Source organism: Streptomyces sp. NPDC002573, assembly GCF_042889625.1.
GTDB lineage: Bacteria > Actinomycetota > Actinomycetes > Streptomycetales > Streptomycetaceae > Streptomyces > Streptomyces gibsoniae.
In genome coordinates, this window is the sequence record NZ_JBIARC010000003.1 from 187,101 (window position 1) to 201,553 (window position 14,453).

A 14,453-nucleotide genomic window follows, 5' to 3' on the forward strand; every position below is an offset into this window, starting at 1 on the left:
CCCCGCATCCTACGGCGGCGTCGTCGCAGGCCGCTGTGGGAGGATCGGCACCGTACGTGCACTGCACACCCGTGTGCGCGTACCCCAGCGTGATCACTCGCACACAGAATTACACACCTACACAGAAGTACCCATCGGTGCCACACCGCACCTCAAGGAGCGTTTCCATGTCGTCGAATCCCGTCGCCGAGACCGTCGCCTCGCTGATGCCCAGGGCGAAGGAGGAGCTCACCGAACTGGTGGCCTTCAAATCGGTGGCGGACTTCGGCCAGTTCCCCAAGAGCGAGAGCGAGGGCGCCGCGCGCTGGATCGCCGACGCGCTGCTCGCCGAGGGCTTCCAGGACGTGGCCCTGCTGGACACCCCGGACGGCACACAGTCGGTGTACGGGTATCTGCCCGGCCCCGAGGGCGCGAAGACCGTGCTCCTCTACGCGCACTACGACGTGCAGCCGCCGCTCGACGAGGCCGGCTGGACCACGCCGCCCTTCGAACTGACCGAGCGTGACGGCCGCTGGTACGGACGCGGCGCCGCCGACTGCAAGGGCGGGGTCGTCATGCATCTGCTGGCGCTGCGGGCGCTGCGGGCGAACGGCGGTGTGCCGGTGCATGTGAAGGTGATCGCGGAGGGCTCGGAGGAGCAGGGCACGGGCGGCCTGGAGCGGTACGCCGAGCAGCACCCCGACCTGCTGGCCGCCGACGCCATAGTCATCGGCGACGCGGGCAACTTCCGGGTCGGCCTGCCGACCGTCACCACCACGCTGCGCGGGATGACCCTGGTCCGGGTCGGGATCGACACGCTGGAAGGCAATCTGCACTCCGGCCAGTTCGGCGGTGCGGCCCCGGACGCGCTGGCCGCGCTGATCCGCGTCCTGGACTCGCTGCGCTCGGCGGACGGCTCGACGACCGTCGACGGGCTCACGGGCGGCTCCGATTGGGAGGGCCTGCGGTACGACGAGGAGCGGTTCCGCAAGGACGCCAAGGTGATCGACGGGGTGGAGCTGATCGGTTCCGGTTCCGTCGCCGACCGGTTGTGGGGCCGGCCCGCCGTGACCGTCCTCGGCATCGACTGCCCGCCGGTCGTGGGCGCGACCCCGTCGGTGCAGGCGAGCGCCCGCGCGCTGATCAGCCTGCGGGTGCCGCCGGGGGTGGAGGCGACCGAGGCCACGAAGCTGCTGCAGGCCCATCTGGAGGCCCACACGCCGTGGGGCGCCCGGGTGCGGACGGAACAGATCGGACAGGGGCAGGCGTTCCGGGCGGACTCCTCGGGACCGGCGTACACCGCGATGGCCGAGGCGATGGCGGTCGCCTACCCGGGCGAGGAGATGCAGTACGCGGGCCAGGGCGGCTCCATCCCGCTCTGCAACACCCTCGCGTCGCTCTATCCGCAGGCCGAAATCCTCCTCATCGGCCTGAGCGAGCCGGAGGCGCAGATCCACGCGCTGGACGAGAGCGTGTCCCCGGAGGAACTGGAGCGTCTGTCGGTCGCCGAGGCCCTGTTCCTGCGCAACTACGCGGCGGGCTGAACCGGTTCTGCCCACGGTAGAGGGCCCCGTCCGCGGGCGGGGCCCTCTCCACGGTCGTGCACGCCCGCGGCCACCCGCCCGGCGGCATCGTGCTCCACCTCCCGGAGCGGGGAGCGCTGTTCACGTACGACGTCCCCGCTGAAGACGGAGGAGGACGGCTCGTCAGCCGAGCGGGACGCCTGCCTCCAGATAGAGCGCCGCACCGCGTTCGCGGGCCCGCAGCGCCCAGCGCAGACGTTCGTAGCGCACCGGCGGCAGCAGATCGGCCGCCTCCGCCTCCGTGACGAACCGCCAGGCGCGCAGCTCGGGTCCGGGCAGCAGGACGCGCTCGGCCTCGGTGCTGTCGAGGCGACCGCCGTCGAAGAGCAGGCGCAGTCCGCCGTAGCCGGGGGGCGCGGGGGACTCCCAGTCGACGACGAGAAGCCGGGGAACCTCCTGGAGCGTGATCCCGGTCTCCTCGGCGACCTCGCGCATGCCGGCGCGGGCAGGTGCCTCGCCGGGCTCGACGACGCCCCCGGGGAATTCCCAGCCGGCCTTGTAGGTGGGGTCGACGAGCAGCACACGGTCCTGCTCGTCGAAGAGGAGCACCCCGGCCGCGAGGGTCTCGGAGGTCGGCTCGGGGGTCTGCACGATGTCGCTGACGGGCGCGTCGCCGGTGCGTACGGCCTCGGCGATCCGCAGGGCGCTCTCGTACGGGGTGAGCGCGCTGGTGTCGACGGGGTGGGCGTCGGCGGCGAGCCAGCCGGCCAGCGCGGCGCGGTAGGGCTCGATGTGGTCGTACGACCACTGGCGGATCCGCATCTCGCCGTCGGGGAGGTCGGGCGGCACCTCCCGACCGGCTATCCGCTCGCGCAGGATCGTTTCGGCCGGGGCGAGCAGGACATGGCACACGGAGATGCGCCGGGCGGCGAGGCCGCCGAAGATCTCGTCGCGGTACTCCTGGCGCAGCAAGGTCATCGGAACCACGAGGACACCGCCGAGTTCGGCGAGCATGGCCGCCGCGGTGTCGATCACGAGCCGTCGCCAGATCGGAAGGTCCTGGAAGTCGCCGACCTCGGCGAGGCGTTTGGGCGGCAGCAGGTGCGTGAGCGCTCCGCCGATGACCTCAGGGTCGAAGAGCGTGCTGTTCGGGATCAGCTCGATCACTTCCCGTGCGGTGGTGGTCTTCCCCGCACCGAACGCGCCGTTGATCCAGACGACGATCACAGTTCCCCCTCTTCTGTTGGCCCCCTGTGGCTTGCCCGCTCCACCCTGCCATGGAAACCCGGCGCTGATGAGGGTGCGTCCGGGGCCGATCGCGGGGACGCCGGGGTGGTCAGGGGACCGCATACCGCGGCGCCGGTGCCCCTGTCGTCCAGGGCCACCGGCGCCGCGTCTTCGGCTCCCCCTCAGCCGTTCTGCCCCAGGGTGCCGTCCTCGGTGGCGAGGCCGTCCTGGTCGATGGTGTGGTCCACGGTGCTCAGGGTGTCCTTGACGTTCAGATCACCGAGCGAGTCGCGGTCGGCGGCGTGGGAGGGGGTGACTGCCGCCACGACGAAGCCGGTGGCGAGGGAGGCGAGGGCGAGCATGCTGCGCTTCTTCATGACCGGTTCAACTGCCGCCACCGGCCTCGGGTCACGGCCCCTCCTCCGCCGACCCGGCCGCTCAGTACAGCGGCGCCCGCTCCAGCAGTTCCGGCCAGCCGCCCAGGGTGCCCTCCGTCCGGGCGTGAAGGTAGTTGCTGCCCCTCATGCTCTCCCGCAGCGAGGCCGGCGTGGTCTCCTCCCGGAACAGCGCGTCGAGCCAGGTCGGTTTGGGCTTGAGCTGGGCCGCTGCCGACACCACGGGCGCGCAGAAGGCGGGTTCGCACAGCATGCTCCGTGTCCAGCGCTCCTGGTCGACCGGCGCGAGCCGGGTGCACAGGTCGCCGAGGAAGACCGCCCAGGGCCGGGCGATGTCGCGCTTCCACTTCACGTTGTCGGACTGGACCCGGTGCATGGCCGCCACGATCGTCGCCGTCAGACGGGCCGCCTCCACGGGGTCCTCGGGGACGAGCCGCTCCATGAGGAAGCCCAGAGACCGGAAGATCTCGCTCACCGTCCCGCTGCCGAGGTTCGAGCGCACGTCGTAGCCTGCGCGCTCGGCCAGGCAGAGCGCGAAGGCGACGATGCCGTCGGCGCGGTGCAGCGCCCCGAGATGGGCGTGCGCCTGCGTGAGCAGCATGCGGGCCTTCGACTCATGGCTGATCACCTGCTCGGTGGTCCGGCTCGGCGGTTCGGCGCGTGCCGCCCGGCCGGCCTTCAGGAGCGGTCTGAGGGCGCGCAGCAGCATCGTGGGAGCCGTCGAGTCCCACACCCGGGCGGGGACCGTCACCGTCGCCAGTTCCAGGAGGGCGTTGCGCAGATCCTGCGCCGCCGCCGCTTCCCAGGCCCCGACGATCTCGTCGATCGTCGGGCAGTCGTCGAAGCCGAGTTCGAGATGAACCTTCCAGAGGATGAAGCCGTGTCGGCGGATGTCCGGTCTGCGGTCGTCGACGAGCCGTCGCCGGTACTCGATCAGCGCCTGCCGGTGCGGGGCCGGGAGCCACCCCCGGACCGGCGGGGCGTCGTGCGCGTCGGACCGCACGGCCTTGGCCATGTCCCCCAGCGTCTGGTGGAGCACCTCCGGCTTCGCCGCGGTCCGCGCGTAGACGATCAGTTGGTCGACGAGTTCGGGGTGGCGGGGTACCGCGTACTGCAGCCGGCCCACCATGTTCTCCAGCGCCGCGCGCCCTTGCCGCGTGGCGCGCAGCGCGTCCTGGACCTCACGGTCGCCGACGAGGGCGGTCAGCGCTGTGCAGGCCTCGGCGTGCCGGGCGGTGGCGGCGGAGATGAGGAACGAGCTCAGACCCGTGTTGCTCAGCCACAGCGAGCGGTCCGGGTCGAACGGGCCGGCCCCGGCCTCGGGCAGCAGCGTGAGCAGGGCCGCGGCGGGCAGCCGCGCCTCCTGAAGGGCGTTGCGCCACAGCCACCTCTCGTCCTTGCCGCCCTGCGGTGAGTTCTCCTCGCACGGCAGGTCGCGCAGTGCCCGGGCGCAGCGTCGGCGTGCCTCGACGGTGAGCGGATCGCCGGTCTCGGGTACGGCGTCCGGGTCGTCGTCGGCAGGGTGAGCCGGGCCGGTGGTGGTGCGCGGGTCGTGCCGGAAGCGTGCCGCCCGTCCGACGAGCGACTCGGTCAGGACGCCGTAGCACACGGCCAGTTGGTGCGCCGGTTCGCGGGTGGACAGGACCGTGTCCAGGTAGTCGGCGGGATCGACGGCGAGTCCGCCGAGCACGGCAGCCGTGTGCATGCGCAGCGTCGTCCGCAGGGCCAGTACGCTCGTGCGGCGCTCACGCCCTTGGGCAGCCGTCCGATCCTGGCCGAGCCCCAGCCGTCTGCGCAGTTCCGGGAGGACCTCCTCGGCTCGCGGCGCGCTGTTGAGGAAGAGGCTGCCGAACGCCCGCTCAAAGGGAACGGTGTCCTGTTTGTCCGGCTGAATGTCCGCGAGTTCCTCCATGAAGGCCTTGACGGACTTCCGGACGAGTCGTGGCGGAAGGGTCCAGCGGGCCATCCGCACCAACAGGTCGGTCAGCAGGGCGAGTCTGCCGGTGCCCGCGGCCAGCCGCCAGAACTCGACGGCGAGATCGACGGCGCGTTCCTGGTTGGCCGCCACCACGGCGTCGAGCAGCCGGAAGGCCAGCTTCTCGTTGTGGTGCAGTTCGTTGGCGGGCAACGACCGCAGCCACTCGAAGCAGCCGTGGGTCCGGGTGAACGCCTCGACGGCCACGGCGTCCTGGGTCGCGAGCCGCACCAGGGCCTCGATCACGCCCCGCCTGACCCGCTTGCTGTCCCGCTCCCCCGCCCACAGCAGGGCGAGGTCGTCCAGCGGCCGGCTCAGGTTCTGGTGGGTCACGGACGGCAGCAGTCGCAGGAAGCGGTCGATCAGCGGGGTGTCGGCGCGTCTCAGCGCGCCCGGCGCGTTCGCGCGCACCAGCGGGCCGGGCTCTTTGAACTTGGCGTAGACGCGCAGCCCCATGCCCAGCAGAGCGGGGTCGTCGGAGGCGAGCCAGCCGGCCAGGGCCGCATCGGCCCGGTCCTTGGAGAAGGTCTCGCCGCCCGCTTCGGGAAGCCGTCCGGCCATCAGCAGGACCTCGCCGGCCACCTCGCCGAAGTAGAGGTCCGCCGGATCGCGGGCGACTCTCGCCATCAGGTCGTCGACGGCCGAGCTGCCGCACGCGAGCACGCCCCGCGCCGCCGCGTGCTCGAAGAACGTCTGATGGAAGAACCAGAGGTATCCGGTCTGCTCCCGGATGGAGAGCACGCCCCGGGAGCGCAGCGCCTCCAGGGCGGCCGGGACATCGGGGCCGCCCCGCATGTCCGGCTCCCGCGTGCGCGTCAGCTGGGCCTCGATCCTGTCCTCCAGCACGGCCCGCCGGGCATCGAGCCGGCTGGAGGCGAGGATCAGTCGCGCGGCGGCCCTGGCGTGCGGGGACAGATCGGTCGCGGGCAGCGTGGTCGACGACGTCCGCCAGGCCCGCTGGTCGGTCACCACTCGACGCTTCCAGAACCGGTCGTACAGATGTGGCGTGTCCACGTCCTCGTCGGGCATGTCGGGCGCGTACAGCTCGAACAGCAGGCGCAGCGCGAAGGGGTTGGCGCATACCTCCCGGAGCGCGCGGCCCAGCGAGGCGGCGTTCGTGACCCGGTCGACGACCGCTTCGGTCGGCGGGGCCCAGTCCAGTCCGTCGTAGAAGCCATGGGCATAGCTGCGGACCGCCGCGGGCCACTCGTCGGCGTCGTAGGACCCGAGGAGACGGGTCCTCAGGTCCACTCCCGCTCGCGCCGCGGCGGTGGCCAGGCGCTGGGCCTCCACCGGACGGCACGTCAGGAGCGTGGGCAGGCTCAGGCGGTCGGCGGCGCGCACCACGTCGACGACGAGGGCACAGGCGTCGTCGCTGTGCATGAGCAGGTCGACGGTGTCGACCAGGAGAACCGTAGAGGGTTCCCGTCGGGCCGCCTGCTCGATCGCGCGGAGCACCGTATCGGGCGCGAGGACGCCCCTGCGCCGGGCCGAGTCGCCCTGCCCCGCTTCGTGGAGACCGGACAGCAGGCTGCTCGCGCGGATGAACAGGGGCCGCCGTCCCTGCCCGGCGAGGCGACGGTGGATGCTCCAGACGAGGCTCGTCTTGCCGTAGCCGGCCTCACCCACCACCGCCGTGCAGCCCGGGCTCTCCAGGGCCGCGACGACATCCTTCTCGATGGTGCGCTGGACATACAGCCCGTGGGAGAGCAGCAGGTCGTGGCCGAGGGGATGTACGCCGACGACCTCGGCCTCGGCGGCAGCGGCCTGCGAGTTGTGCCATAACTCCGCCAACTCCGGTGGTTCGCCGCCCTGTCGGGCGCCCGCCGAGGTGTCGCGCGGCGGCAGCACCGGCCGGGGTCCGAGTTCGGGCTCGATCTCATAGGGCTGCCCGAGAAGATAGCGGAGGAGTCTCTCGGCGCCCTCAAGAGTGATGGGATCGACCACGAAGGGCGGTACGGAGGCGGGCAGGAGGTAATCGGGCAACTCGTCCGGCGAACCTCCTGGCAGCACGACGGTGATGACGTGGCGGTGCCATGTCAGGGGGTGCCGGTACACATACTCCTGAAGGAGGCCCGTCTCCCAGGCGACCCCTCGGCCGACCCCCGGGGCCTCGGTGCCCTCGGCCCGCCGCTTGTAGGCGGGTGAGGCGATCACGAGGGCGAAGTCCCCCTCCTTGGCCTCCCCGCGCATCCAACTGGGCCAGTTCTGCCGCTGCTCGGCGGCGATCCGGTCCAGCTGCGCGTCCACGTGGTTGGCCCGCAGCAGGCGGTACAGCTCCCGCACCTGGTCGGCGTGGGCCCCGCCGTCGTCCTCGTGCGCGTAGGAGATGAACACCCTTGGCGCGTCGGACGGTTCGGTACGCGTCATGGCCAGGCACCCTACCGCTCACGTCCCGCTCCCCGTGCCCCACCGTGCGGCAGGGCCCCGCCACCGACTCGGGCGCGGCACCCGTTCCCGCGTCGCCTCGCGGCCGGCGCCGTCCTCGAGGGCGGGGCGGCCGCGACCGGGCCCGTACGGATCCCGGTGACCTCGCGACAACCGGCCAGGTGCGCGCCGCGACCCCGCCCCTTGGGGCCGGTCAGGTCGCGATGCCCGCCGTCGGCATGCTGTCCCGGCCTCCCAGGGCCGCCGCGGCCGCGCCCACGAGGCCCGCGTCCGTGCCCATCACCGCGGGCGTCACGGTCAGGCCCTGCACGAAGGACAGCGTGGCGTAGTCGGAAAGGGCCCGGCGCAGGGGCGTGAAGAGTACGTCGCCCGCGTTGCCCACTCCGCCGCCGACGACCGCGATGTCGATCTCCACCAGAGTCGCGGTCGCGGCGATCCCCGCCGCCAGCGCCTGCGCGGCCCGCTCGAAGGAGGCCACGGCCACCGGATCGCCCTGACGTGCGGCGGCGGCCACCGCGGCGGCCGAGGTGTCGCCGTCCGGGCCCGGCTGCCAGCCGCCCTCCAGCGCACGGCGCGCGATGTTCGGTCCGCTCGCGATGCGTTCCACACAGCCGCGCGAACCGCAGGGGCACGGATCACCGTCCAGGTCGACGCTGATGTGCCCGATGTGGCCCGCGTTGCCGGTCGGACCCGGGTGCAGCCGCCCGCCCAGCACGAGACCGCCGCCGACGCCCGTCGACACCACCATGCAGAGCGCGTTGTCATGGCCGCGGGCGGCGCCCTGCCAGTGCTCGGCGGCCGTGATCGCCACGCCGTCGCCGATCAGCGCGACGGGCAGGCCGCCCGTCGCCGCACGGACCCGCTCGACCAGCGGATAGCCGCGCCAGCCCGGTACGTTGACGGGGCTCACCGTGCCCGCGGAGGCGTCCACGGGGCCCGCACTGCCGATGCCCACGGCACTCGCCCTGCACCAGAGCGGGGAGAGCGCCAGCTCCGCGACGACGTCCGCCACCGCGCCCATCACGGTGTCGCCGTCCTCCTTCGCGGGCGTCGCGCGCTGCGCGCGCACCAGGATCCGGCCGTGGCCGTCCACCAGCGCCCCGGCGATCTTGGTGCCGCCGATGTCGAGCGCGGCCACGAGGTCGTTGTGCATCAGTGTCAGATCTCCCAAGGCTTGAGTCGTACCGGAGTCATGCCGGACCGGACGCACTGCGGCGGGCGCCGCGGGGTCCGGGCCCCCGGCCGGGTACGGGCAGAAGGCGCCTCTGAAGGAAGGCGCAGGCCGGAGATTGCGGTGGACAGTCTCTCCCGCATCTGACAACGTTGTCCAGGCTCTATGCTCGACGCCACATCCTCATACAACCCCATGGACCGCCGCACCCCCCGTGGACGACAGGACAGGACAGCGCATCGTGCCCGAGACCGCCCGCCGAGGAGACCGCGTCTCCGGAAGCCGCTACGGCAATCGTCCGACGATGAAGGACGTGGCAGCACGAGCCGGAGTAGGCCTGAAGACGGTCTCGCGTGTCGTCAACGGCGAACCCGGAGTCACCCCGGACACCGAGCGCCGGGTCCAAGAGGCCATCGAGGCACTGGGATTCCGTCGCAACGACAGCGCGCGGGTCCTGCGCAAGGGACGTACGGCGAGCATCGGCCTGGTCCTGGAGGATCTGGCGGACCCGTTCTACGGCCCGCTCAGCCGCGCGGTAGAGGAGGTCGCCCGGGCCCACGGCGCCCTGCTGATCAACGGGTCGAGCGCCGAGGACCCGGAGCGCGAGCAGGAGTTGGTGCTGGCGTTGTGCGCGCGCCGGGTGGACGGACTGGTGGTCATCCCGGCCGGTGACGACCACCGTTATCTGGAGCCCGAGCTCAAGGCGGGCGTCGCCACGGTGTTCGTGGACCGCCCGGCGGGCCGGATCGACGCGGACGTGGTGCTGTCCGACAGCTTCGGCGGCGCCCGTGACGGGGTGGCCCATCTCATCGCGCACGGCCACCGGAGGATCGGCTTCATCGGTGACATGCCCCGCATCCACACCGCGGCCGAGCGACTGCGCGGCTACCGGGCGGCCATGGAGGACGCGGGCATAGAGGTCGAGCCCTCCTGGATGTCCCTCGGCGTCACCGACCCCGAGCGGGTGCGTCGGGCCGCCGAGGAGATGCTCTCCGGCCCCGTCCCCGTGACCGCGATCTTCGCCGGCAACAACCGGGTGACCGTCACCGTGGTGCGTGTCCTGGCGGAGCAAGGCCGTCAGGTCGCCCTCGTCGGCTTCGACGACTTCGAACTCGCGGATCTGCTCAAGCCCGGCGTCACGGTCGTCGCCCAGGACGCCGCCGCCCTCGGGCGCACGGCCGCCGAGCGGCTATTCCGCCAGCTCGACGGCTCGCTCGTCACTCCGGAGCGCATCGAGCTCCCGACCCGTCTGATCACCCGCGGCTCGGGCGAACTGCCGCCCGCGGACTGACGATCGGTGCGCGGGCGGCAGGCAGCGCGCCGTCGGCCCGGCCGGCCTCCGTCCCGGCGTGCGCCTACTGGGCCGACGCCGTCAGGCCGCCCCGGCGCGGCCTCGCGAAGCCCTCCAGGTCCGCCCGGGTCAGGCCGGTCGCCCGGGCGACCTCGGCCATCTCGAGCGCGCCGCAGTCCAGTCCGCGCAGCAGATAGCCGCTCAGCGCCTTGGCGGTCGCCGGTTCGTCCATGACATCGCCACCGGTCCGGCCCGCGTACCGGACCAGGCGCGCCGCGGCCTGCTCGAAGCCCTCGCGATAGAAGGCGAAGACGGCCGCGTACCGGGTGGGCAGATGCCCGGGATGCATGTCCCAGCCCTGGTAGTAGGCGCGGGCCAGGGCCCGCCGGGTGAGCCCGTAGTGCAGCCGCCATGCCTCGTGGACCTTCTCGGTCGGGCCGACCGGCAGCACGTTGGTGGAGCCGTCGCAGACGCGCACTCCGGTGCCGGCGGCCGCGACCTGCATGACGGCCTTGGCGTGGTCGGCCGCCGGGTGGTCGCTGGACTGGTACGCGGCGGACACGCCGAGACAGGCGCTGTAGTCGAAGGTGCCGTAGTGCAGTCCGGTGGCGCGTCCCTCGGCGGCCTGGATCATGCGCGCGACGGTCGCCGTGCCGTCGGCGGCGAGGATGGCCTGGCTGGTCTCGATCTGGATCTCGAACCCGATCCGGCCGGGCTCCAGCCCGTGCGCCTCCTCGAACTCCTCCAGCAGCCGCACCAGGGCGGTGACCTGCTCGGGGTAGGTGACCTTGGGCAGGGTGAGCACGAGGCCCCGCGGGAGGCCACCGGCCTCCATCAGGCCGGTGAGGAAGATGTCGAGCGTGCGGATGCCCCGGTCCCGTACGGGCGCCTCCATGCACTTCATACGGATGCCCATGTACGGGGCCGCCGTGCCGTCGCGGAAGGCCTCGGCGATCAGTCGCGCCGCACGGGCGGCCGCCTGGTCCTCCTCCGGGTCCGGCCGCGATCCGTAGCCGTCCTCGAAGTCGACGCGCAGGTCTTCGACCGGTTCACGCTCCAGCTTCGCGCGGACGCGGTCGTGGACGGGCCCGGCGAGCTCGTCCGGGAGGCCGAGCACGGCGGCCAAGGACGCGGCGTCCGGGGCGTGTTCGTCGAGGGCGGCCAGGGCCGCCGCACCCCAGGAGCGCATGGTGTCGGCGGCGAAGACGTCCCCGGGGACGTAGACCGTGTGGACGGGCTGGCGCGTGCCCGGGTCACCGGGATAGCGGCGCTCCAACTCGGCGTCGACCGGGGTGAGGGAGGCGCCGATCGCCTCGCACACGGCACCCGGCAGGGTCGTCGCCGCCCGCTCCTGCTGGCCCTGACCCATCCGGCACCCTCCTGCTTTCCCCTGCACGGAATCAACAATTCGTTGAACGAAGCTATCCGCGGCTGTCGCCATGGGTCAACACCCTCGGAACCCGTGCGGCGGCTCCCGCTCCGGGGCGGACACTCCCCGCCCTCGCGCAGTTCACGCCCATCTCATCCGGCTCTGTCACACTACGGGCGCAGGGCTCGTCCGGCACCCGCCACAGAAGGAGCCTCCCGTGCCCCATCTCAACAGCGTCACGCGCCGTCTGGGCCTCAAGACGGCGGTGGCGGCCGCGGCCGTCCTGCCCGTGTCCGGTGCGGCACTGTCGTCGCAGGGCGCCTCGGTCTCGGACCGGCACGAGCGCCATCTGGAGGTCATGTCGTTCAACCTGCGGTACGCGAGCGACACGGGACGCCACAACTGGGCGGTCCGCCGCCCGGCGATGCGCGCGCTGCTGCGCGGCGAACGGCCGCATGTCATCGGCACCCAGGAGGGCCTGTACCACCAGGTGCGTGACATCGCGGCCGATCTCGGGGCGGAGTACGCGTGGCTCGGCACCGGCCGTGCGGGCGGCAGCCGTGACGAGTTCGTGGCCGTCTTCTACGACACGCGCCGGCTGACCCCGATGGAGTACGACCACTTCTGGCTCTCCGACACGCCCGACGTGATCGGCTCGAACACCTGGGGCGGTTCCTGTATCCGCATGGTCACCTGGGTCCGCTTCCGCGACGCGCAGCCGCCCGGGCGGGAGTTCTACGTCCTCAACACCCACCTGGACAACAAGAGCCAGTACGCACGCACGCGTGCCGCGTCCCTCATCGCCGATCGCATCGCCTGGCTCGACCGTGCCGTGCCGCTCGTGGTGACGGGCGACTTCAACGTGGCCGCCCACAAGAACCCCGTGTACGGCACCCTGCTCGGCGCCGGTCTCGTGGACACCTGGGAGATGGCGGCCGAACGCACCGCGCCCTACGGCACGTTCCACGGCTACCGCCCCCCGAAGCCGTACGGCGATCGCATCGACTGGATCCTGACCACCCCCGGCGTGACCGCGCACTGGGCCTGTGTCAACACCTTGGCCCCGGACGGGCGGTTCCCGAGCGACCACCTGCCGGTGCAGGCGTCGCTGACCCTTGGATGAACGAGGCCCCCGGGACCGTCGTCACGGTCCCGGGGGCCTCACAGCCGCGAAGTCGCTCAGCCCTTGCGGGCCTTGACCTCTTCGGTCAGCTGCGGGACGACCTCGAACAGGTCGCCGACCACGCCGTAGTCGACCAGGTCGAAGATCGGGGCCTCGGAGTCCTTGTTGATCGCCACGATCGTCTTCGAGGTCTGCATACCGGCGCGGTGCTGGATCGCACCGGAGATACCGGAGGCGATGTACAGCTGCGGCGACACGCTCTTACCGGTCTGGCCCACCTGGTTGGTGTGCGGGTACCAGCCGGCGTCGACGGCGGCACGCGAGGCACCGACGGCCGCACCGAGGGAGTCGGCGAGCGCCTCGATGATCGCGAAGTTCTCCGCGCCGTTGACACCACGGCCGCCGGAGACCACGATCGCGGCCTCGGTCAGCTCGGGGCGGCCCGTCGACTCACGCGGCGTACGGCCGGTGACCTTGGTGCCGGTCGCCTTGTCGGAGAACGTCACCGCCAGCTCCTCGACGCTGCCGGCGGCCGGAGCGGCCTCCACGGCGGCCGAGTTCGGCTTGACCGTGATGACCGGGGTGCCCTTGGAGACACGGGACTTGGTGGTGAAGGAGGCGGCGAACACCGACTGGGTGGCCACCGGGCCCTCGTCGCCGGCCTCCAGGTCGACGGCGTCGGTGATGATGCCGGAGCCGATGCGCAGCGCGAGACGGGCGGCGATCTCCTTGCCCTCCGCGGAGGACGGGACCAGGACGGCGGCCGGGGACACCTGCTCGTAGGCGGCCTGCAGCGCCTCCACCTTCGGCACGACCAGGTAGTCGGCGTACTCGGACGCGTCGTGGGTGAGCACCTTCACCGCGCCGTGCTCGGCGAGCGCGGCGGCCGTGCCGGCGGCACCGTTGCCGAGGGCGACGGCGACCGGCTCGCCGATGCGCCGGGCCAGCGTCAGCAGCTCCAGGGTGGGCTTACGGACGGCGCCGTCCACGTGGTCGACGTAGACGAGAACTTCAGCCATGGGAATGGATCTCCTTGCGGATTACGAAGTCTTCAGGGGCGGTCAGGCTGAGGAGCCTTAGATGAACTTCTGGCTCGCGAGGAACTCAGCGAGCTGCTTGCCGCCCTCGCCCTCGTCCTTGACGATGGTGCCCGCGGTGCGCGCCGGGCGCTCGGCGACGGCCTCGACCGCGGTCCAGGCGTTCTCGAGACCGACCTCGTCGGCCTCGATGTCCAGGTCCGAGAGGTCCCAGGACTCCACCGGCTTCTTCTTGGCCGCCATGATGCCCTTGAAGGACGGGTAGCGCGCCTCGCCCGACTGGTCGGTGACCGACACGACGGCCGGCAGGGACGCCTCCAGCTGCTCCGAGGCGGCGTCGCCGTCGCGGCGGCCCTTCACGGTGCCGTCCTCGACGGACACCTGGGACAGCAGCGTCACCTGCGGCACGCCCAGGCGCTCGGCCAGCAGCGCCGGCACGACACCCATGGTGCCGTCGGTGGAGGCCATGCCGGAGATCACCAGGTCGTAGCCGGCCTTCTCGATGGCCTTGGCCAGCACCAGCGAGGTGCCGATGGCGTCGGTGCCGTGCAGGTCGTCGTCCTCGACGTGGATCGCCTTGTCGGCACCCATCGACAGGGCCTTGCGCAGCGCGTCCTTGGCGTCCTCCGGACCCACGGTCAGCACGGTGACCTCGGCGTCGTCGGCGTCCTCCGCGATCTGCAGCGCCTGCTCGACAGCGTACTCGTCCAGCTCGGAGAGCAGACCGTCCACGTCGTCCCGGTCGACGGTCAGGTCATCGGCGAAGTGCCGGTCGCCAGTGGCGTCGGGCACGTACTTCACAGTGACAACGATCCTCAAGCTCACGCCGGCTCTCCTACTGCATCGTCATTTCTGGGCTGCCTTCTTGCAGGCAGCATAGGCGCCTGAAGCGGCCGATCCCGGTCGGGGCGACCCCGCGCTCCGAACGAAATATTACTCGCCAGTACACCTACTCCATGCCCGCTAAGCAAGCGC

General features: G+C 72.0%; 10 protein-coding genes. 3 read left to right on the plus strand and 7 right to left on the minus strand.

All coding sequences use genetic code 11. The annotated features are described in order from the left end of the window. Positions 1 to 167: 167 nt before the first annotated feature. Positions 168 to 1,523, plus strand: a complete 1,356-nt coding sequence (locus tag ACFYX0_RS04540; RefSeq protein ID WP_388966220.1) for a dipeptidase — start codon at positions 168 to 170, stop codon at positions 1,521 to 1,523. A 162-nt stretch (positions 1,524 to 1,685) separates the two neighbouring features. Here the strand turns inward: ACFYX0_RS04540 and ACFYX0_RS04545 are convergent, their stop codons facing one another. From ACFYX0_RS04545 to ACFYX0_RS04560, 4 genes are all read right to left on the minus strand, one after another. Next, entirely contained in the window at positions 1,686 to 2,729 is a 1,044-nt protein-coding gene (locus ACFYX0_RS04545) for an NUDIX domain-containing protein (RefSeq protein ID WP_311700852.1), read from the minus strand. 182 nt (positions 2,730 to 2,911) lie between these two features. Further along, positions 2,912 to 3,106: a hypothetical protein gene (locus tag ACFYX0_RS04550; protein ID WP_311700851.1), complete on the minus strand. Its 195-nt coding sequence runs from the start codon at positions 3,104 to 3,106 to the stop codon at positions 2,912 to 2,914. 61 nt (positions 3,107 to 3,167) lie between these two features. Then, the gene (locus ACFYX0_RS04555; RefSeq protein ID WP_388966223.1) at positions 3,168 to 7,469 is read right to left on the minus strand and encodes a TIR domain-containing protein; all 4,302 of its coding nucleotides are present in this window, start codon (positions 7,467 to 7,469) and stop codon (positions 3,168 to 3,170) included. Positions 7,470 to 7,680: 211 nt separating this feature from the next. Then, entirely contained in the window at positions 7,681 to 8,640 is a 960-nt protein-coding gene (locus ACFYX0_RS04560; RefSeq protein ID WP_388966507.1) for an ROK family protein, read from the minus strand. Between the two features lie 232 nt (positions 8,641 to 8,872). Between ACFYX0_RS04560 and ACFYX0_RS04565 the strand changes: the two genes are divergently transcribed. Beyond that, complete coding sequence (locus tag ACFYX0_RS04565) at positions 8,873 to 9,949, plus strand: LacI family DNA-binding transcriptional regulator (RefSeq protein ID WP_388966226.1); 1,077 nt, start codon at positions 8,873 to 8,875, stop codon at positions 9,947 to 9,949. 64 nt (positions 9,950 to 10,013) lie between these two features. Here ACFYX0_RS04565 and ACFYX0_RS04570 read toward each other — a convergent pair whose 3' ends face one another. Next, positions 10,014 to 11,318, minus strand: a complete 1,305-nt coding sequence (locus ACFYX0_RS04570) for a DUF6986 family protein (RefSeq protein WP_388966229.1) — start codon at positions 11,316 to 11,318, stop codon at positions 10,014 to 10,016. 217 nt (positions 11,319 to 11,535) lie between these two features. Here ACFYX0_RS04570 and ACFYX0_RS04575 point away from each other — a divergent pair, with 217 nt between their 5' ends. Then, positions 11,536 to 12,441, plus strand: a complete 906-nt coding sequence (locus tag ACFYX0_RS04575) for an endonuclease/exonuclease/phosphatase family protein (protein WP_388966233.1) — start codon at positions 11,536 to 11,538, stop codon at positions 12,439 to 12,441. 56 nt (positions 12,442 to 12,497) lie between these two features. On the opposite strand, the gene ACFYX0_RS04580 is transcribed toward ACFYX0_RS04575, so the two are convergent. Next, positions 12,498 to 13,460: an electron transfer flavoprotein subunit alpha/FixB family protein gene (locus ACFYX0_RS04580; RefSeq protein ID WP_388966235.1), complete on the minus strand. Its 963-nt coding sequence runs from the start codon at positions 13,458 to 13,460 to the stop codon at positions 12,498 to 12,500. Positions 13,461 to 13,517: 57 nt separating this feature from the next. Next, entirely contained in the window at positions 13,518 to 14,303 is a 786-nt protein-coding gene (locus tag ACFYX0_RS04585) for an electron transfer flavoprotein subunit beta/FixA family protein (RefSeq protein WP_311700845.1), read from the minus strand. Positions 14,304 to 14,453 lie beyond the last annotated feature (150 nt).

Excerpts from the sequence above, each read along its gene's own strand:
- ACFYX0_RS04555 (WP_388966223.1), bottom strand. The coding sequence starts at position 7,469 with ATGACGCGTACCGAACCGTCCGACGCGCCAAGGGTGTTCATCTCCTAC.
- ACFYX0_RS04550 (WP_311700851.1), bottom strand. The coding sequence starts at position 3,106 with ATGAAGAAGCGCAGCATGCTCGCCCTCGCCTCCCTCGCCACCGGCTTC.
- ACFYX0_RS04560 (WP_388966507.1), bottom strand. The coding sequence starts at position 8,640 with ATGCACAACGACCTCGTGGCCGCGCTCGACATCGGCGGCACCAAGATC.
- ACFYX0_RS04570 (WP_388966229.1), bottom strand. The coding sequence starts at position 11,318 with ATGGGTCAGGGCCAGCAGGAGCGGGCGGCGACGACCCTGCCGGGTGCC.
- ACFYX0_RS04540 (WP_388966220.1), top strand. The coding sequence starts at position 168 with ATGTCGTCGAATCCCGTCGCCGAGACCGTCGCCTCGCTGATGCCCAGG.
- ACFYX0_RS04580 (WP_388966235.1), bottom strand. The coding sequence starts at position 13,460 with ATGGCTGAAGTTCTCGTCTACGTCGACCACGTGGACGGCGCCGTCCGT.